The organism is Dokdonia sp. R78006, from assembly GCF_042466145.1.
Taxonomy (GTDB): Bacteria; Bacteroidota; Bacteroidia; order Flavobacteriales; family Flavobacteriaceae; genus Dokdonia.
The window spans coordinates 423,402-443,179 of sequence record NZ_JAXHBU010000001.1; the positions used below are offsets into that span (position 1 = coordinate 423,402).

At 36.9% G+C, this 19,778-nt stretch carries 20 protein-coding genes; 18 read left to right on the top strand and 2 right to left on the bottom strand.

From position 1 onward, the window contains the following. The first annotated feature begins 113 nt into the window (after window positions 1–113). The 15 genes from SJY37_RS01990 to SJY37_RS02060 all read left to right on the top strand — a co-directional run bounded on the left by SJY37_RS01990 (window position 114) and on the right by SJY37_RS02060 (window position 13,817). A complete protein-coding gene (locus tag SJY37_RS01990; RefSeq protein ID WP_298330460.1) occupies window positions 114–1,526 on the top strand; it encodes an MBL fold metallo-hydrolase in 1,413 nt (470 codons plus the stop codon). Window positions 1,527–1,686: 160 nt separating this feature from the next. Then, entirely contained in the window at window positions 1,687–3,093 is a 1,407-nt protein-coding gene (locus SJY37_RS01995; RefSeq protein ID WP_298330462.1) for a rhodanese-like domain-containing protein, read from the top strand. Between the two features lie 6 nt (window positions 3,094–3,099). Beyond that, window positions 3,100–3,417, top strand: a complete 318-nt coding sequence (locus SJY37_RS02000; protein ID WP_298330465.1) for a rhodanese-like domain-containing protein — start codon at window positions 3,100–3,102, stop codon at window positions 3,415–3,417. 156 nt (window positions 3,418–3,573) lie between these two features. Beyond that, window positions 3,574–3,939 (top strand): rhodanese-like domain-containing protein, encoded by a 366-nt coding sequence (locus tag SJY37_RS02005; RefSeq protein ID WP_366519241.1) that lies wholly within the window; start codon window positions 3,574–3,576, stop codon window positions 3,937–3,939. Between the two features lie 138 nt (window positions 3,940–4,077). After that, the gene (locus tag SJY37_RS02010; protein WP_379952749.1) at window positions 4,078–4,344 is read left to right on the top strand and encodes a heavy-metal-associated domain-containing protein; all 267 of its coding nucleotides are present in this window, start codon (window positions 4,078–4,080) and stop codon (window positions 4,342–4,344) included. Between the two features lie 3 nt (window positions 4,345–4,347). Continuing rightward, window positions 4,348–4,608, top strand: a complete 261-nt coding sequence (locus SJY37_RS02015; protein WP_298330471.1) for a DUF202 domain-containing protein — start codon at window positions 4,348–4,350, stop codon at window positions 4,606–4,608. 107 nt (window positions 4,609–4,715) lie between these two features. After that, window positions 4,716–5,621 carry a DUF3365 domain-containing protein gene (locus SJY37_RS02020; protein ID WP_379952750.1) on the top strand — a complete coding sequence of 302 codons (906 nt, stop codon included), beginning with the start codon at window positions 4,716–4,718 and terminating at the stop codon, window positions 5,619–5,621. 1 nt (window position 5,622) lies between these two features. Beyond that, window positions 5,623–6,348: a DUF2490 domain-containing protein gene (locus SJY37_RS02025; RefSeq protein WP_298330476.1), complete on the top strand. Its 726-nt coding sequence runs from the start codon at window positions 5,623–5,625 to the stop codon at window positions 6,346–6,348. Window positions 6,349–6,351: 3 nt separating this feature from the next. Further along, window positions 6,352–7,137, top strand: coding sequence for a carbonic anhydrase (locus tag SJY37_RS02030; RefSeq protein ID WP_379952751.1), 786 nt, complete (start codon window positions 6,352–6,354; stop codon window positions 7,135–7,137). A gap of 192 nt (window positions 7,138–7,329) precedes the next feature. Then, complete coding sequence (locus tag SJY37_RS02035) at window positions 7,330–8,637, top strand: FAD/NAD(P)-binding oxidoreductase (RefSeq protein ID WP_298330481.1); 1,308 nt, start codon at window positions 7,330–7,332, stop codon at window positions 8,635–8,637. Between the two features lie 92 nt (window positions 8,638–8,729). After that, window positions 8,730–9,515, top strand: coding sequence for a serine O-acetyltransferase EpsC (gene epsC / locus SJY37_RS02040; RefSeq protein ID WP_013751212.1), 786 nt, complete (start codon window positions 8,730–8,732; stop codon window positions 9,513–9,515). 7 nt (window positions 9,516–9,522) lie between these two features. Next, entirely contained in the window at window positions 9,523–10,401 is an 879-nt protein-coding gene (gene cysM, locus SJY37_RS02045; RefSeq protein ID WP_298330486.1) for a cysteine synthase CysM, read from the top strand. 878 nt (window positions 10,402–11,279) lie between these two features. Continuing rightward, window positions 11,280–11,945, top strand: coding sequence for a peroxiredoxin (locus tag SJY37_RS02050; RefSeq protein WP_379952752.1), 666 nt, complete (start codon window positions 11,280–11,282; stop codon window positions 11,943–11,945). Between the two features lie 63 nt (window positions 11,946–12,008). Next, a complete protein-coding gene (locus tag SJY37_RS02055) occupies window positions 12,009–13,337 on the top strand; it encodes an MBL fold metallo-hydrolase (RefSeq protein ID WP_298330494.1) in 1,329 nt (442 codons plus the stop codon). A 6-nt stretch (window positions 13,338–13,343) separates the two neighbouring features. Continuing rightward, window positions 13,344–13,817: a Dps family protein gene (locus SJY37_RS02060; RefSeq protein ID WP_108876974.1), complete on the top strand. Its 474-nt coding sequence runs from the start codon at window positions 13,344–13,346 to the stop codon at window positions 13,815–13,817. A 68-nt stretch (window positions 13,818–13,885) separates the two neighbouring features. Here the strand turns inward: SJY37_RS02060 and SJY37_RS02065 are convergent, their stop codons facing one another. Then, the gene (locus SJY37_RS02065; RefSeq protein WP_379952753.1) at window positions 13,886–15,991 is read right to left on the bottom strand and encodes a TonB-dependent receptor domain-containing protein; all 2,106 of its coding nucleotides are present in this window, start codon (window positions 15,989–15,991) and stop codon (window positions 13,886–13,888) included. A gap of 69 nt (window positions 15,992–16,060) precedes the next feature. Continuing rightward, entirely contained in the window at window positions 16,061–16,426 is a 366-nt protein-coding gene (locus SJY37_RS02070; RefSeq protein WP_339850159.1) for a hypothetical protein, read from the bottom strand. A 214-nt stretch (window positions 16,427–16,640) separates the two neighbouring features. On the opposite strand from SJY37_RS02070, the gene SJY37_RS02075 reads away from it, so the two are divergent. From SJY37_RS02075 to SJY37_RS02085, 3 genes are all read left to right on the top strand, one after another. Continuing rightward, the gene (locus SJY37_RS02075; RefSeq protein ID WP_379952754.1) at window positions 16,641–18,035 is read left to right on the top strand and encodes a cytochrome ubiquinol oxidase subunit I; all 1,395 of its coding nucleotides are present in this window, start codon (window positions 16,641–16,643) and stop codon (window positions 18,033–18,035) included. A gap of 2 nt (window positions 18,036–18,037) precedes the next feature. Continuing rightward, window positions 18,038–19,075 (top strand): cytochrome d ubiquinol oxidase subunit II, encoded by a 1,038-nt coding sequence (gene cydB, locus SJY37_RS02080; protein ID WP_298330510.1) that lies wholly within the window; start codon window positions 18,038–18,040, stop codon window positions 19,073–19,075. Window positions 19,076–19,219: 144 nt separating this feature from the next. Further along, the gene (locus tag SJY37_RS02085; RefSeq protein WP_298330513.1) at window positions 19,220–19,777 is read left to right on the top strand and encodes a YeeE/YedE family protein; all 558 of its coding nucleotides are present in this window, start codon (window positions 19,220–19,222) and stop codon (window positions 19,775–19,777) included. The last annotated feature ends 1 nt before the right edge of the window (window position 19,778 follow it).

Sequence of the window (19,778 nt, forward strand, 5' to 3'; positions counted from 1 at the left end):
ACATGACAAATATCATAGTTTATAAACTATCTACGTTTGTGTAACTTAAGTAACCTACACAGTTGAAATGACTGCTTACTTTTATGTTGTTGTAATTTAAAAATCCACATAAAATGAAAGTAGAACAAATTTATACAGGATGCATTGCTCATGCAGCATATTATATCGAAAGCAACGGAGAAGCTGCAGTCTTTGACCCTTTAAGAGAGGTGCAACCATACATAGAACGTGCACAAATAGATAATGCTACAATCAAGTATGTTTTTGAAACACACTTTCATGCAGACTTTGTAAGTGGCCACCTTGATTTGCATAAAAAAACAGGAGCAGATATTGTTTTTGGTCCAGAAGCAAAACCCGCTTATGATGCTATTATAGCAACAGATGGTCAAATTTTTGAGGTAGGTAATTACAAAGTTAAAGTTATCCATACTCCTGGTCATACCATGGAAAGCACAACATATCTTCTCATAGACCAACTAGGAAACGAGCACGGTATTATCACTGGAGATACACTCTTTATAGGTGACGTAGGTCGTCCAGACCTTGCGCAGCACGTCGTGTCTGACCTCACAGAAGAAAAACTCGCTGGTCACTTGTACGACTCTTTGAGAAACAAAATAATGCCACTTGATGACAATCTTATTGTGTACCCTAATCATGGCGCCGGATCTGCTTGTGGTAAAATGATGAGTAAGGAAACCACAGACACCTTAGGGAATCAGAAAAAATTCAATTATGCGCTTCAAGAAATGACTAAAGATGAGTTTATCAAAGCTGTACTTACTGGACTTACCGCACCTCCTGGATACTTCCCTCAAAATGTCTTGATGAACATTAAAGGATATGAAAGCCTAGACACTATTATGGATCGTGCAACTAAGCCACTTAATCCAGAAGCTTTTGAAATAATAGCAAATGAGACGGGTGCACTTATGCTAGATACTCGCGATGCCGAAGTTTTTGCAAAAGGCTTTATACCTAACAGCATAAACATAGGCCTAGACGGTAATTTTGCACAATGGGTAGGAGAAATGATTCCTGATGTAAAACAAGAAATTTTATTAATAACAGATCCAGGCAAAGAAGAGGAGACGATTACTAGACTTTCTCGTGTAGGTTATGATTTTACAATTGGGTTCTTAAAAAATAGCTTCTCCTCATGGAAAGAGAGCGGCAAAGATTTTGAAACAATCGCCCGTATTTCACCTCAACAACTAGAAGCCGAATATAAAATGGGACAACCTCTTGTTTTTGATGTACGTAAAAAAAGCGAATTCTTATCAGAACACGTACTTGGGGCTATTAACGTGCCTCTTAATGAGATTAACCAGCATCTCGCACAATTCCCAAAAAACAAGCCTTTCTTCCTTCACTGCGCTGGAGGGTATAGAAGTATGATTGCTGCTTCTATTTTAAAGCAACGAGGCTGGAAAGATTTCAGCGATGTACGAGGTGGTTTTGCTCAAATTACAGAAACTACGGTTCCTAGGTCTGAGTATGTATGCCCTACCACTTTATTGTAACCAGCTATTACTTTGTAGAGCTCTTACCCTATTAAGGATAAGGGCTCTATTTATTTTCCTCCTTTGTAACCTATGTTACTGTAGCAACTGTTTCTATTAGCTAATTTTACGTTATTAATAGTTGAGTCCGCTTTCGCGAAAGCGTAAAAAAAATACACTTATGAACGTTGAACAAATATATACTGGTTGTCTAGCTCAAGGAGCTTATTACATTGAAAGTAATGGTGAAGTAGCTATCATTGACCCTTTAAGAGAGGTAACGCCATATTTAAATAGGGCAAAACAAGATGATGCAAAAATCAAATATATTTTTGAAACTCATTTTCATGCAGACTTTGTAAGTGGTCACGTAACCTTATCAAAGGCAACAGGTGCTCCTATTGTTTTTGGACCAAATGCAAACCCAAGTTTTGATGCTATTATCGCAAAAGATAGACAAGAATTTCCTCTAGGTGACATTACAATTATAGCGTTACACACGCCTGGTCATACAATGGAAAGCACCACATATCTTCTTAGAGATAAAGACGGGAAGGATCATGCGATATTTAGTGGAGACACCTTATTTCTAGGCGACGTGGGAAGACCAGATCTTGCTCAAAAAATGGGCGAACTCACAGAAAAAGATCTCGCAGGTTTTCTTTATGATAGCTTACGTAATAAAATTATGCCGCTAGCAGATGACGTTACGGTATACCCTGCTCACGGAGCTGGATCTGCTTGCGGAAAGAATATGATGAAAGAAACGGTAGACACACTAGGGAATCAAAAGCAAATGAATTATGCACTACGTGCAGATATGACTAAGGAAGAATTTATAGCAGAAGTGATAGATGGTTTATTACCACCACCTCAATACTTCCCTCTTAATGTCAAAATGAATAAAGAAGGTTATGAAGATATTGAAGACGTGCTCAAAAGAGGTACGCATGCACTATCTCCAGCAGCTTTTGAAGCTGTTGCAAATGAGACAGGAGCTATCGTACTAGACGTGCGTCATCAAGATAAATTTGCCAAAGGGCATATCCCTAGATCTATATTTATAGGCCTAGATGGGAGTTTCGCGCCATGGGTAGGCGCCTTAATTGCAGATGTAAAACAACCCTTATTGCTAGTTACAGAGCACGGTAGAGAGAAAGAAACCATTACTAGGTTATCTCGTGTAGGCTTTGACAACACAATAGGATATCTGGAAGGAGGATTTGATGCTTGGAAAGACGCTGCCATGGAATACGATACCGTAAGTTCTATCACAGCAGATGGTTTTAAAAACGAATTAGAAAAAGGTAACAAACCTGTTTTTGATGTGCGTAAAGAAAGTGAGTACCTATCAGAACATGTACTTGGAGCAAACAACACACCACTAGATTTCTTAAATGATCATCTAGCTGAATTTCCAGACAAACCGTTTTATGTGCATTGTGCCGGAGGTTATAGAAGTATGATAGCCTCATCTATATTAAAAAGTAGAGGAATTCATAACTTAATAGATGTACAAGGCGGCTTTAAAGATATTAAAGAAGCTGGCATTCCGGTGTCTGCCTTTGTTTGTCCTTCAACACTTTAAAAGACTATGAAAAATATATCACAAGTAGATTGGGAATCGGCAATTGAGAATGACAGCAATGCTATAATTCTTGATGTTAGAACTCCTGGAGAATGCAGTGAGGGTATCATTGAAAATGCAGTAATGATTGATTTTTTAAACAGCGCTACGTTTCAAGAAGAAATAAAAAAACTTGACCAAACAAAGAATTACTACGTGTACTGTAGAAGTGGTAATCGTAGTGGTCAAGCATGCCGAGCACTAGATAATCTAGCGATAAAAAACACGTTTAATCTAGTAGGTGGAATGCTAGACTGGAATGGTAAAACCGTAATTCCAGCTTAAACAAAGACATTCCATAGAGTGATGACTATGGTCTTATTGATTGGTTAGTAAAAAACGAGGTTGTCAGTAATGATAATCTCGTTTTTAATTTAACATGATATGTAACTTAAGTTACTGGCAGTGGGTAACTAGAGGACTATCTTTAATAAAAAAATAATGAAATTAACAATCCTTATTATGTCCATATTATCATTTCTCTTTGGAGGTAAACCTCAACAAAATAGCAATATCACTGTTCTAAGCACAGCCGACTTTAAAACCGCTATCACAGATAAAAAAGTGCAGTTAGTAGATGTTAGAACTAAGAATGAATTCGATAGTGGTCATATACAGGAAGCTGTAAACATTGATATTTTTGATAAAGACAATTTCATTTCTGTTTTCAACTCTTACAATAAAGAAGAGCCTATTTATATCTACTGTAGATCTGGAAACAGGAGTAAGAAAGCCTCACAGACCTTAGACAGCTTAGGATTCAAACAGATTTTTGATTTAAAAGGAGGATTTATGGCTTGGCAGTAATGCTTATTCATCTGTTTAAAAACAGGCGTATTCTATCACATTTTTTCAATTACGCTTTCGCGAAAGCGTAACATAGAACTCACAAGGCTCCTACATCAAACTGCCTCTTTAGATAATTATTTACTCAACACATATCTTATGAAAACATCAATTATAGTACAGAACTTAAAATGCGGTGGTTGTGCAAAAACAATCACATCAAAAATATCTGAACTTGACAATATATCAAACGTACATGTGGACACCGAAACCGCTACTGTTTCCTTTACTTCTCAAGGTACAGAAGACGCATTAAGTGTAAAAGAAAAGCTCAAGTCATTAGGCTACCCATCTATTGAAGATGAAAATGGAGTGCTCTCTAAGGCAAAATCTTTTGTAAGTTGCGCTACCGGAAAAATGAAATGACTTATGAAAAAATTATCACTATCACTCACTGACAAATTAGCGATAGACAGAACAAGACTTGCAAACGAGCGTACTTTTCTAGCCTACTTTAGAACCTTTATTGTGTTTTTGAGTTCTGGTCTAGCGATTATCAAACTCGACATTCTCACAGAAATAAAGTGGATAGGCTTTATGCTAAGCATCATAGCGCCTGCACTGTTTCTATTAGGTTTAATACGTTTCTTATATGTAAAAAGAAGCATTAGAAGGTATTACACAGCTTAAATCAAATTTACACTCATAACATTATGAAACCATCTCTTTTTTACCTGCCCCTTGTACTCACACTAATACTACTTACAAGTTGTAACGAGTCACAAAAGACTACATATGTGAGTCAATCAGGTGTGACACCAGAACTAGATAAGATCACTACTGCTGTAAACCACCCAGGAAAGAAGTTAATGGAATCAAAGTGCTACGCTTGCCACAATCCCTCTACGGGTCACGAAGGAAGGATAGCACCTCCTATGGTTGCAGTAAAATCTCATTATATGAACGATGAGACAACTAAGGAAGAGTTTATAGCTGGAGTCTGGAACTTTGTACAAAAACCATCTAAGGAATCATCAAAAATGAGAGGAGCCGTAAAGCGTTTTGGCCTTATGCCCTATCAACCATTTCCTCAAGAGGAAATTGAGCTCATTGCAGATTATATGTATGACTACAAAATAGATGAGCCAGCATGGTTTAAAGAACACATAGAGGAAGAGAGCAAAGGCAAGATGCAATATAGAAATGATGGTAAAACAGAAGACAAGGCAGATATAGGTTTGCGCTACGCACTACAAACAAAACAAGAGTTAGGAAAAAACCTAATGGGTACTATACAGAAAAAAGGCACTCTTGAAGCTATCTCTTTCTGCAATAAAAAAGCCTACCCTATTACTGATAGTATGGCTGTGGTTCAAAATGCGAGAATAAGGCGAGTGTCTGACAAGCCTCGCAATCCAGCAAATCAAGCTTCTCAAAAAGAATTAAGCATCATAACACATTTTAAAAAAGTAATAGCAAGTGATGAAGATTATGAGCCAGTAACGGAAATAGTGGACGATAAAGTAAACTTTTATTACCCTATTACTACAAATGCTATGTGTTTACAATGTCATGGCACTCCTACAATAGATATTGAACCTGCTGTTCTTTCTTCCATCAAAAATCTTTACCCTACAGATAAAGCAGTGGGTTATAACGTAAATGAAGTACGCGGTATTTGGAGTATCTCATATGAGAATTAGCATGAGGTTTTTTATCATTCTAGTTTTTACAATTACCACTTTATACAGTGCTCACGCACAAGATGAAAACAAAACACATTACAGCAGCTGGAACACCATAAATGTTGTAAACAAGTTGAATGATCAATGGGCGGTAAATGTAGAGCTTAACGCAAGACGCACTAACTTTTTAAGAGATTGGGAGCAAATTGTGATTCGTCCCTTTGTGCATTATATGTTTGAAAATGATTTAGATATAGCCATTGGGTACAGTTATATAAAAAACTATAACTACGCTTCTTATAGCACACCCATTGATGCTACTGAGAATAATGTATTTCAACAACTTACGATAAAGCATAAGTTTTCAAAATTCTCATTTGATCACAGGCTACGTTTTGAGGAACGTTTTATTAATAAAATAACAGAGAATGATGGCGGTACATTCTTAATAGATGGTACTACTTACAGAAATCGATTCCGTTATAAATTTCAGATTACGGTTCCTGTGAAAACTTTTACATCAAATCAATCTCTAAGTTTAGTGATATATGATGAGGCTTTTTTAGACTTTGGCAGTGGTTTACGACCAGAAAAACTTGATCAGAACTGGATGTTTATAGGAGTAGGTTTTCGCGCAAGCGAACATATACACATTCGATCTGGCTATCATGACATCTATGCAAAAAGAGGAAGCATCTTTAGAAATAACCGAATCTGGGAAACTACATTAACTTATAAAATATAACAGATGAAATTGCTTATCGCCGGAATATCGATACTTATAGCGGTCAATAGTTGTCAAAATGAAGCAACTACACATACTGAAAACAACCAAAGCAACAACGCACACACAGAGAAGCACTGGAGTTATAATGGCGAAACAGGTCCTTCACACTGGAAAGAACTTGAAGTAAATTCTGATTGTGGCGGTAAGTATCAATCTCCTATAAATATTGTGAATTATCAACTAGATGAAACACTTGCTCCATTAAACATCACTTATTCTGATAGCACATACATACATGATGTAGTAAATAATGGACATAGTATTCAATATAATTTTGATGCTGGAGATTATATAACATTAGATAACAAAAGGTATGAGCTAAAACAGTTTCACTTTCATGAGCCCGCAGAGCATTTGATAGACGGAGTGCGCTACCCTATGGTTTTACACCTTGTACATATAAGTGATGCTGGAGAATACGCTGTGTTTGCTGTAATGGCAAAAGAAGGTGTAAGTAGCTCTCCTTTTGATTTTTTAGAAAGCTATCTTCCTTTGAATGTAGAAGAAACCAAGGTTGTTGACACTGCTTTTGATATGAATTTAAACCTACCTGAGGACAAAACATATTTTAACTACACGGGGTCTCTTACCACACCACCTTGCACGGAGCGTGTAGAATGGTTTATTTTTAAGGAGCCTATAACGGTATCTTTAGAACAAGTTGAAAAATTAAAAGCCTTAATGCCTCTCAACAATTATAGAGATGAGCAACCACAAAATGGCAGGGTAATTAGAGTGTCAAGATAACACTGCATATTATTTTATAGTACTTCGAGGTACAAGTTTATCTTAAAGACCCAAGTACACTTCTATTTGAAATTATTCTATAGAAGTTCCTTTAGCACACTAGTTTACCTTTTTTACGTCTATGTAACTTGAGTTACAGTAATTCCTTAAGTATTCGACTATTTTTAAATCATCAACAGTAAAATGACATCTATGGCTTTACATTTTCAAGTTTTAATAATAGGAGGAGGTACCGCTGGTATCATGACTGCCGCCCAACTTCTTAAAAACAAAAAAACGAATAGCGTAGCTATCATTGAACCTGCAGACACACACTACTACCAGCCAGCATGGACGCTTGTAGGTGCCGGTACCTATGACTTTAAAAAAACAGGTAAACCCATGTCTGCTGTGATTCCTAAGGGAGCGAAGTGGATCAAAGATAAAGCAGCTGCTTTTGATGCAGATAATAATACGGTACATACCGCTAGCTCTGGCCACATCACTTATGACTATCTCGTAGTTGCTCCCGGCCTTGCTTATGATTTTAGTCTTGTACCTGGATTAGGTCAAGCAATGGATAAAGGTGTTGTATGTAGTAATTATACAGATCCTCAACATACATGGGATGTGATAAAGAACTTTAAAGGTGGTGTTGCATTATTTACACAACCTGCAACCCCAATTAAATGTGGAGGAGCGCCTCAAAAAATCATGTATCTAGCAGAAAATCACTGGAGAAAAAGTGACACTGCATCAAAAACTGATATTGTCTTTGCTACTGCAGGAACCATCATTTTTGGAGTTAAGGAAATTGCAAAAACACTAATGGAAGTTGTAGATCGCAAGGACATTAATTTACGATTTAATCATAGACTCGTTGAAGTAGATAGTGAAAATAAGATTGCATGGTACGAGCTCACAAAAGACATCTCTGCTGGAGGTTGTGTCGTGATGTCTGGTGATGATGATGGAAAATATCTAGACGAGACTTTCCAATATAATTACAAGAATGTCAAGGTGACCAAGAAAGGTGATAAGTACGGAATACATTATGACATGCTACATACTGCACCTCCATCTGTTGCGCCTCAATTTATACGAGATTCTAAGCTCGTGAATGATGCTGGCTGGCTTGATGTAGATATACACAGTATGCAACATAAAAGATATAGCAACATCTTTGGCTTAGGTGATGTAGCCGCACTGCCTACTGCAAAAACTGGTGCCGCAATCCGCAAGCAAGTACCTATCGTAGTTGATAATTTATCTAAACTCATGCAGAGCAATACAATAGGTAAGCAATCTTATGGAGGCTACTCTTCTTGCCCACTAGTAACAGATTATGGCAAGATGGTGCTAGCAGAGTTTGATTATCATAACAATTTTACACCAGATCCTAAACTCAAGCAACTATTAATAAAAGATAGTTCTAAGGAACACTGGAGGCTTTGGATGCTTAAAAAATACATGCTACCCTACTTATACTGGAATAAAATGATGAAAGGAGACAACGTATAACCCCCTACTATCGCGTTAAAAAAGAGACAAAATATCAATTTTGTCTCTTTTTCATTAACTAATGTTTTATAATTACCTACAGAGATATAAAAATGAATTATACCGATTTAATTACATCTATCAATAAACAGAAAAAGGAAATCAAAGTTTCCATTCTGTTGAAACAAGAATCGCAACGATTTACACAGTTGTTATTTAACACACTGTTTGATAATGGAACAGATACAGAAAAGACTCTTGAGACTCTTGAAGCCTTATTTATTACCATAAGAGATCTTGCTTGTCCAGAGATTAAAGGTAGTCCGTGTAAAAAATGGGATGACTTCACACTTGTAATACCTACGCTCTTTTGTAGTTTAAAAAAGGATGCAGAGGCTATTTATAGCAATGATCCCGCTGCACAATCCCTAGAAGAAGTGTACCTAGCCTATCCTGGTTTTTTTGCTATTGCGATTTATAGAATGGCAAGAGAATTTTATGAGTTAGGTTTACCACTCATACCACGACTAATGACAGAATATGCACACCAGCTTACGGGTATAGATATTCATCCAGGAGCACAAATAGGAGAATCCTTTTTTATTGACCACGGAACCGGAGTAGTGATAGGAGAGACTGCCGAAATACATAATAATGTAAAACTATATCAAGGAGTTACCCTAGGTGCACTTACGGTAAACAAGGATTTAAAGAGCATAAAAAGACACCCTACCATTGAGGATAATGTTACGATTTATGCAAATGCAACAATACTAGGTGGAATTACAGTTATAGGAAAAGATAGTATCATAGGAGGTAATACTTGGGTGACAAAGACAGTACCTCAAAACTCTATAGTACTCCACAATCCTAAAGTAGAAATTCGCAATAAAAAATAAATAAGCAATGAATAAGACACTCTTAGATCAAATAGGAAATACTCCCATAGTCAAGTCAATAGCATTAAATACAAACCCAAATGTGAGTTTATATTTTAAACTAGAAGGTGATAACCCTGGAGGTAGTGTAAAGGATCGAGCTGCTTATAATATGATTAAAAGCGCGCTAGATAGCGGCGCTATAGATAAAAGTACAAAGCTTATTGAAGCTACAAGTGGTAATACAGGTATAGCACTTGCCATGATTGCTGCTATTTATGGGCTAGAAATAGAACTCGTAATGCCTTCAAAGGCAACTAAGGAACGTGTGCAAACCATGAGAGCTTACGGAGCAAAAGTTACACTTCACCCTGACGGGATAGAAGGCGCTAGAGATTATGCTATTGATAAGGTTGAAAATGAAGGGTACTTCTCTTTTAACCAGTTTTCAAATGATCATAACTGGCAAGCTCACTACAAAACCACAGGTCCAGAAATATGGAGAGATACTCAAGGTGAGGTAACGCACTTTGTATCTTCTATGGGAACCACAGGTACCATCATGGGAACCTCAACATTTTTAAAAGAACAAAACAGCGATATCCAGATTGTAGGAGTACAACCTACAGATGGATCAAGCATACCGGGCATACGTAAATGGCCACAAGAATATTTACCAAAAATCTTTAATGCTTCAAAAGTAGATAGAACGATTGAAGTAAGTCGTGATGAGTCTATCGCCATGGCTAGAAGGCTAGCACAAGAAGAGGGAATACTAGCAGGTATGAGTAGCGGTGGCGCAACTACGGCGGCTCTAAAACTAGCTAGTGAACTAGAAAGCGGAGTTATAGTAAGCATCATTTGTGATCGCGGAGATAGATACCTTTCGTCAGAGCTATTTGAATAGTGATTACTTACTTCATAATATAGTATAAATAAAATGAGGGTAATTACGCTTTCGCGAAAGCGTAGTTGTATGTAATTTGAGAAAAGTCAATGCAGAGAACAGAATTTATAGATAAAAATCAGCTTTTTGGACTTATAGAATATATTCTTTCGGACTCTAAAATTGAATTCTATGAATCTTACTCTGAAATGGAAAAGAAATAGTTCAGATAAGTAAGTATTCTGAGTTTCTAAAATATTTCGAAAACTCAATTTCTGAAAATAAAAAGCAATTAAAGTTCGGTATTTATTATCCTGAAGCAAAGGGCAAATTCTATATCGATAAAATCAAGCTAAACCCTAAATATTGTAATGGAAAAACCTATAGATACAATACGAATGGGTGGGGAGTGATTTATGTGCATCTGGATTTACAAAAAAGTAAAATTGAATGCAGAGTTTCTGTAAATTCAAAAACAAGAGCCCAAAACTGGACTAGTACTAATCCTGAATTTGGAAATCCTGAATTATGGGAATGGAAAATCGTGGAAAATAACGCAAGAAAAATAATCACCCGCCTGAAAAAAACTACACACAACAAAACCTTAACGTAATGCGGTGTTTTGGGTTTAGACGAAAGGTCTGTGTATATTTATAGTGTCGCTAAATCTTATGGATATAGCTTTGGACAGGAAAAAATAAAACTAAACAATAAGCTTTAGCTTCGTGCGCAGACGGAAACGAAAAGTCTCCTTTCAACCGCACTACGCTTAGCTCAACCGTCACCCTCATTTGTTAAAGTTATTTTAAAAAAACTAAGTATGTAACATAGGTTACTAAGCCACCTACGTCTATAACGTATCTTTATATTATAAAACATAACGATAAATATATACTATTATGGATAAAGAAAACCTATTGCCGGAACAAGTAATCTCAATGCCTAGAATAGGTGATACAGCACCAGATTTTGAGGCAGTTACTACTAAGGGAACTATAAAAATGTCTGAGTTTGCAAAAGATAAGTGGACAGTGATGTTCTCTCACCCTGCAGATTTCACTCCAGTGTGTACCACAGAAATGAGTGGTTTCGCTATTAGAAAGTCAGAATTTGACGCCTTAAATACAGAATTACTAGGTCTTAGTATAGACAGTATACACGCTCACTTAGGATGGGTTCAAAATGTAAGAGAAAACACAGGTGTTTACTTTGATTTTCCTATCATCGCAGATATTGATATGAAGGTATCAAAGCTATACGGGATGTTACAGCCTAACGAGAGTGAGACTGCAGCAGTAAGAGCTGTTTTCTTTATTGATCCTGCCAAAAAAATTCGTCTTATTATGTATTATCCGCTTAATGTAGGTCGTAATATGGATGAAATTCTAAGAGCGCTAGATGCACTGCAAATGTCAGATAAGCATAAGGTATCTATGCCACTAGACTGGAAAAGAGGTGATCAAGTGATTTGCTCTCCACCTAAAACACTAGACGCATTAAACGAGAGACTTGCAGATGATTCTGTAGAAAAAGTTACTTGGTATCTCGCAAAGAAGAGTATCTAAAACTTATAAAAAAGGGCTTGAGAGCATTCACTTAAGCCCTTTTGTTTTCTTAAACCTAAGATTATGAAAGTACAACAATTTGAATATAAACCATTAGCACATTACTCATACGCATTAGTGAGTAATGGAGAGATGGCCATTATAGATCCAGAGCGTGACCCTAAGGAGTATTACGCTTTCGCGAAAGCGAATAATGCAAAAATCATAGCTATCATAGAAACACATCCACATGCAGATTTTGTGAGTTCGCACTTGCAAATTCAAAAGGAAACTGGAGCAACAATTTACAATAGTGCAAAGCTAGGAGCAGATTATCCACATACAGCATTTGATGAAGGTCACAGCATTACGATAGGTAAGGCAACACTAAAAGCTATAAATACTCCAGGCCACTCACCAGATAGCATAACTATTGTTGCAAGTCAAGGTAGTGATACTATCTTATTTACAGGAGACACCCTTTTTATAGGAGATGTAGGCCGTCCTGACTTACGTGAAAAAGCGGGGAATATGAAAGCTAAGCGTGAGGAACTCGCAGAAATGATGTACCAGACTATAACTACTAAGTTCACAGATTTACCTGATAACGCTGTAGTATATCCAGCACATGGAGCAGGATCTTTATGTGGTAAAAATCTGAGTGATGCAAATAGCAGCACGCTGGGTAATGAACGTATGGGTAACTGGGCGTTTAAAGCACAATCCAAAAAAGAATTTATGGATACCATCCTTGATGGACAGCCATTTATACCATCTTATTTTGGGTTTAATGTTGCCATCAATAAAACTGGCGCAGAAAGCTTAGAGCCTGCTATAGAACGAGTTCCTTTTAAGAAGGATGTCGCAGCGACTGGCTTAATTGTAGATATGAGGGATGAAGCCATATTTAAAGAAGGCCATCTTGCAGGAAGTATAAACATACAGGCAGTTTCAGAAAATGCAAAGTTTGAAACTTGGCTAGGTGCAATCGTACAACCTGAAGAAGAGTTTACACTAGTTATAGCTTCTGAAGAAGATAAAAATTACATGCTGAACAGAGTTGCCAAAATAGGCTACGAAAAGCAGCTAAAAGAAATAATAACGCTGGGAACTGAAGGTCTAGTTAAATCAGCAGATTTAAATCTGCAAGATTTCAAAAACAATCCCGACAACTATACCATTATAGACATCCGTAATGTAAGCGAAGTTCAAGAAGAGCAATTCTTTGAGAACGCACTGTCACATCCTCTAAATGAATTGAGAGAAACAGCAAGTAACATCTCTAAGGACAAACCTATTGTAGTACATTGTGCTGGTGGATATAGAAGTGCTGCAGGAAGTAGCATTCTAGAAAGAGAATTAACAGGGGCAACTATTTTTGACCTCAGTGAGAATATTAATAATTTTAAATAACTAATTATGAGCAATACAAACAACATCGGTTTAGACATTTCGACATCTCAAACCACAGCAACCCAACTTAACGACTTACTTTCTAACTACCAGATTTTTTACATGAACCTAAGAGGTTTTCACTGGAATATTACTGGAAAGAAATTTTTTGAACTACATGTGAAGTTTGAAGAGTTATATAATGACGCACTTCTTAAAGTAGATGAAATCGCAGAGCGTGTACTTACTCTAAGTGCTACTCCTACTCATTCATTTAAGGACTACTTAAACAGCTCAGACATAGAAGCTGCCAAAAATGTAACTGATGGCGAAGAGGCAATAGATAACATCCTTGAATCTTTAAAGGTTTTATTACAAAAGGAAAGAACAATACTTACAACTGCTGGAGATGGTGGTGATGAGGGTACTGTTGCTTTAATGAGTGATTACATCACACAACAAGAAAAGCTAGTATGGATGCTCTCTGCATACCGCAACTAGTACTCAGGATTTACATAATAAAAAAGCCCTTTTGATTTTATCAAAAGGGCTTTTTCTATAGCTACCATCTAAAATCCATACTGTACAAATACAGAGAAATTTCTACCTGGGTCGTTTATAGGTACTCTTGTAAAATCTGCCTGATTTGCAAAAGAGAAGTTGAGGTGATTATTATAAGTCTCATCAAATGCATTTAAGACTGCTAGACCTACATTAAAGTCTTTAATAACTTCCATACCAAAACGCACGTCTAAGGTTTCATAACATGCTGTTTCCTGCTCTCTAAAGCTTGACGCTATCTCATCTTGTTTTGATGTCACTGTATAATCTACACTAGCCCAGTATTTATCTTTTTCAAAAGCTACTCCTAGTCTTGTAATCAAAGGAGGTGTTAATGGCAGCGACTCATCTAGATCTTTATTTCTAGTATAAACATAAGAGAGACTAGTATTAACATTGAAATAACGAGCAAAATCGATTGCTACATCGGCTTCAAAACCTGTTTTGTAAGCGTTATCAAGATTCACAAATCGTTTTACTTCTTGCGGTTGTTCATTAGGCATAAATTTACGATCTAGTGCAGGGTCTACTACAGCTACAATATAATTTTCATAAAGAGAGTAATACCCCGACAGGCCATACCTAATTGCATCAATTCCCGTAGTAAAAACTTTTTTACCTTTTATTCCTATTTCAAACTGGTTATTTACCTCAGCTTCTAGAAAAGGATTCCCCACATATTCAAAAGGATCTTGTCCTACAGAGAAGTGATTTATATAACGCTCTATCATATTTGCAGATCGTACGCCACGCCCATAAGCTGCCTCTAAAGTTGCATTATCTGACACTTTATGCTTGATAGAGACCGTTGCTGAGATATTATGTTCCTCTCGCTGCTCTAAGTTATTATATAGCTCCTGGAAATCTGCCTCTGGATCTAGAATGTCTGAGACCACAAGATCATATCTCACTCCTGCAGTAAGCATTGTCTTATCTGAGAATGCATATTTATTTTCTACAAATAACCCAAAGTCATTTACATAAGAGTCTTGCCATACTTTATCCTGAAAAATCAAAGGTTCTGCAAGCTCCATACCCATCATATTACGTTTTACAACTCTAGTCCTACCACCATCTCTTGCAATAAGCATGGCATCAAGACCTCCATAGAGAATCCAATTATCTGTTGGTTTCATTTTTAACTCTAGCTTCCCTCCTACCGTAGTAGCGTCTATAGCAGACAGCGCCTCTGTAGTCATGAACGAAGGTCTGTTTTCGTTAGACATGATATGATCTACATAAGAGTAATATACTTTTGCATTAAGCTCTTTTATAAAACCATTCTCCTTAGCCTTCTTATAGTCTATGGACAAAATTGAACTATTATCCTCTTCTGTATCCATTGGTAATCCAGCGTGTAATACATCTCTGCCAAATGATTGTCTCCAGTGCGCTTGAATTCTTTGGTTATCGTTTATGTTATACCCTAACCTCAAACCATAATCTAGACTTCTAAAGGAAGAAGGAATCTCAACACCATCCCCATCTTCATAATTACCAAAATCACGATAACCAGCATTTGCAGTGATATCATATTTCTCAGTTACTTGATTTAGCGATAAAGAAGATACGAGAGAATTACCATTAGATTCATATCCAGTATTTACACGACCATGCAAGCCGTTGTCCATAGATTGAGATTTCTGAGTCACTAGATTAATCACTCCGCCAAAAGTTGCTCCATACCTCACGGTATAAGGCCCTTTTATTACCTCAATACGTTCTATCTCTTCAGGCACAACATGAGTGGTAATAGGATCCATTCTGTTAGGACAAGCGTGCACTGCCTTTGTACCACCGTCAAATTGAATATTAAGCTGTTCATATTGACTAGCTCTAAATGACGGATCTATGGCATAGTTACCGCGTTTAATCAATGAAAAGCCATTAAAATCATTAAATAAGTCGGCTACATTTTTGGGTTGCACGACCTTCTTTAGAAGATCTGTTTTAACAGTAGTTAGTACTGGGTCTGTAGTTCCTTGTCCAGTGACAAGTACTGTATTTAATTGAATAGATTTTGAAGTTATTGTGTCTTGTTTTTTTCCTGTTTCTTGAGCTATCATTGACACAGGTATAAGTGCGCACAGAAGCGCAATGCTTTTTATATTCATTGTTTCTTTTTTCCAAATTACATCACAGTGATATGGAGGAAATAGCATACATCTATTTCCTCTCCTTTTCTAAATAAAAAAAGGATACACCTTTGGAGGATGGAAAATTGAGTAAGAAAACATATCACTATACAAAGCCGTGTAGTGATGATTATTACCTTTTGTGGCTGGCACAAATGCTACTTCTTGGAAGCTCACCTCTAGCTGACAAAAAACCAATTGATCCCACTTTAGAATTGGAGTCTTTTGTTCATCTTGAGATGATGTATTGGCTGCTACTTTAGTTAGAAAACATTTACCGTCACACTTTAGTTCTGGCTTGTCTGTGTTCTCACATAATTGTGCTACAAAACTTTCTATATCCAGCGTGTACCATCCATAAACAGCAGATACTCTTAAGCTATTGCTCAAGAGTAACAACGATAGTATGGACATGGCAAACAGCTTCACTAAATAAAAATATAGGTGACAGGTACGCTTTCGCGAAAGCGTAATTAAAAAAGTTAACTAGTCAAAAATATTGAGAAATCTACTTTCTATAAGCTACCTAGGTTACACAAAGAAAAAAATTAAAACTTCCCTTATGTAACCATTGTTACCTATCTAAAAATGTTTAATTTTTATTTTTGTTTACAAAATCTTCAGAACTATGGATACCGAAATTCTTGCTAGAATCCAGTTTGCATTTACCATCTCCTTTCACTACATCTACCCACCATTGAGCATAGGCCTAGGTCTTATTATGGTGATTATGGAAAGCTTGTGGATACGCACAAAAAATGAACAATATCATATCCTTGCCAAATTTTGGACTAAGATTTTTGCACTCACCTTTGGGATAGGAGTGGTTACGGGAATTGTAATGGAGTTTGAGTTTGGTACAAACTGGGCAACATATTCTCGCTATGTAGGTGACATATTCGGGAGTGCACTAGCCGCCGAAGGTATTTTTGCCTTTGCTCTAGAAAGCGGATTTCTAGGTATCTTACTCTTTGGATGGAACCGTGTAAAACCTTGGGTACACCTCGTTGCAACCATAGGTGTATTTTTAGGATCTATGTTTTCTGCCGTTTGGATTGTGGTAGCAAATAGCTGGCAGCAAACGCCTGCTGGTTATCATATTGTAGGAGAAGGAATGAATGCCCGTGCAGAGATTACAGATTTCTGGGCAATGGTTTTTAATCCTTCTAGTGTAGATAGACTTACTCATACGTGGTTTGCAGCATTTCTCGCTGGAGCATTCTTAGTACTTAGTGTACATGCATATTACCTTATTAAAGGACGTTATGTTGTGATTTCTAAAATGGCTTTTAAAATTGCGCTAGGAGTTGCCACTATCTTTTCATTAATGCAGTTAGTCACTGGTCACAGTTCGGCAGAGGGCGTTGCTGTTAATCAGCCAGCAAAACTAGCTGCGCTAGAAGGACATTATGATGCAAGTGGCCCAGCAGATTTATATCTTTTTGGTTGGGTTGATAATGAAACACAAGAAGTCACAGGGATTAAATTACCAGGAGGATTATCTTTCTTACTGCATCAAGATTTTGACGCCCCAGTAACTGGTCTTAATGCTTTTCCAGAAGAAGACAGACCTGGACAAGTAAATGCGGTCTTCCAGTTTTATCATATTATGATTGCAATCGGTATGTTCTTCATTGGGCTTACGCTTTTTGCTTGCTTTTTATGGTGGCGAGGTACGCTGTTTGAAACAAAATGGTTGCTTAGAATATTTGTGCCATCTGTAATATTAGCCCAATTAGGTAATCAAGTAGGATGGTTTGCTGCAGAGATGGGACGACAACCTTGGGTAGTATATGGGCATTTGAGGACTTCTGAAGCCTTCTCACAAGCTGTTACTGCAAATCAAATTGTCTTCTCACTGGTACTATTTTTTGTGGTTTACGCTTTATTACTTTTCTTATTCCTTTACTTGTTAACTAAAAAGATCAAACACGGCCCTTATAAAGAAGACGACAATGATATGGAAGAAAGAACCTTTACCAAGGAGATTACAGAACAAGTTGCAAACACTCTAAACTCATAACTATGGAAACTTTATTAGGTATAGATTACCCTACACTTTGGTTTCTTGTGGTAGGAGGTGTTTTTTCTGGATATGCCATACTAGATGGTTTTGATTTTGGAGCAGGCGCTTGGCATTTGTTTTTTAGAAAAGAACTTAGCAGGCGTATCGCTCTTAATGCTGTAGGACCTGTATGGGACGGTAACGAAGTCTGGTTAGTAATAGGTGGAGGTGCGCTCTTTGCAGGATTCCCAGTAATGTACGCCACTTTCTTTTCTGGCTTATATATCCCTTTTATGCTCTTTTTAATGTTTATCATTTTTAGAGCAATTGCTATAGAATTTAGAAGTAAAGAAGAATGGCTATGGTGGCGCAAAATGTGGGATATATGCTACAGTGTGAGTAGTATCATGCTAGCGTTTTTACTAGGTGTTGTCATGGGCAACGTACTGCAAGGAATTCCTATAGGTCCAGATCTAGAGTATGACGGAAGTCCATTTCTTGGCTTTTTAAATCCGTATGCAATCATTACAGGATTTACTACACTATTCTTATTTATGACCCACGGAGCTATCTATTTACTACTCAAAACAGAAGGAAAGCTTTTTGATAAACTAGAAGGACTTCTTAAAAAAGCTATTATTCTTTTTATAGTGTTCTTTCTAATCACATCTTTATACACGCTTATTTACATACCTCATCTATCTGATGATTTTAAGGCAACTCCAGCTTTATTTATCATACCAATACTTACGTTTTTAAGTATCGCAAACATTCCGAGATTGGCTCACAAAAAGCGTTTTAAGATAGCCTTTTTCTTCTCTGCACTTACCATTTCTTTAATGATGGTTCTTGTAGCTATAGAGTTATACCCTACGCTGCTATACTCAACAATTGATCCGGCAAATAGTATTACTATTTACAATGCCGCATCTTCAGATAAGTCCTTAGGCATAAGCCTGACAATGGTAGCTATAGGAACACCGCTCGTTTTAGGATATACTTTCTTTGTGTATAAAACCTTTGCAGGTAAAGTAAAACTAGATGACCACAGTTATTAAACGAGTGTTTTAAAAAAGTATAATCCTCACACTAAAAGCACACTAGATATCCTAGTGTGCTTTCTTTATTACAATCATCTATTTGAGTAACCTAGGTTACAAATAAGCTTGCTTTAAAAGTTGATATTTGCATAAAATAATAACATGGATTGGATTTTCTCCCCGTGGCCTTGGTATGTATCAGGACCCATCATTGCTTTCATCATGTTTTTACTTATTATGGTAGGTAAGAATTTTGGAATGTCTTCTAACTTAAGAACGATGTGCACCATCTGCGGCGCAGGAAACAAAGCAGATTTCTTCAAATTTGACTGGAAACATCAACGATGGAATCTCACTGTGGTACTTGGTGCAATTATAGGCGGTTATATAGGATCCCAATGGCTATCTACAGACATCGCAGTAGCTATTAATCCAGACACAATAACAGACCTGAACAACCTTGGCTTTAATAGTGCGGGAAAAGCCTATTTACCTACAGAGTTATTTGACACAAGCGCATTACTTAGCTTTAAAAACTTGGCCTTATTAACTATAGGTGGATTTTTAGTGGGCTTCGGTGCTAGATATGCGGGTGGATGTACTTCCGGTCACGCCATTTCTGGTTTAAGTAATTTACAACTACCATCACTTATCGCCGTTATAGGATTTTTTATAGGCGGCCTGTTTATGATTCACGTGCTATTCCCCTTTATATTTTAAA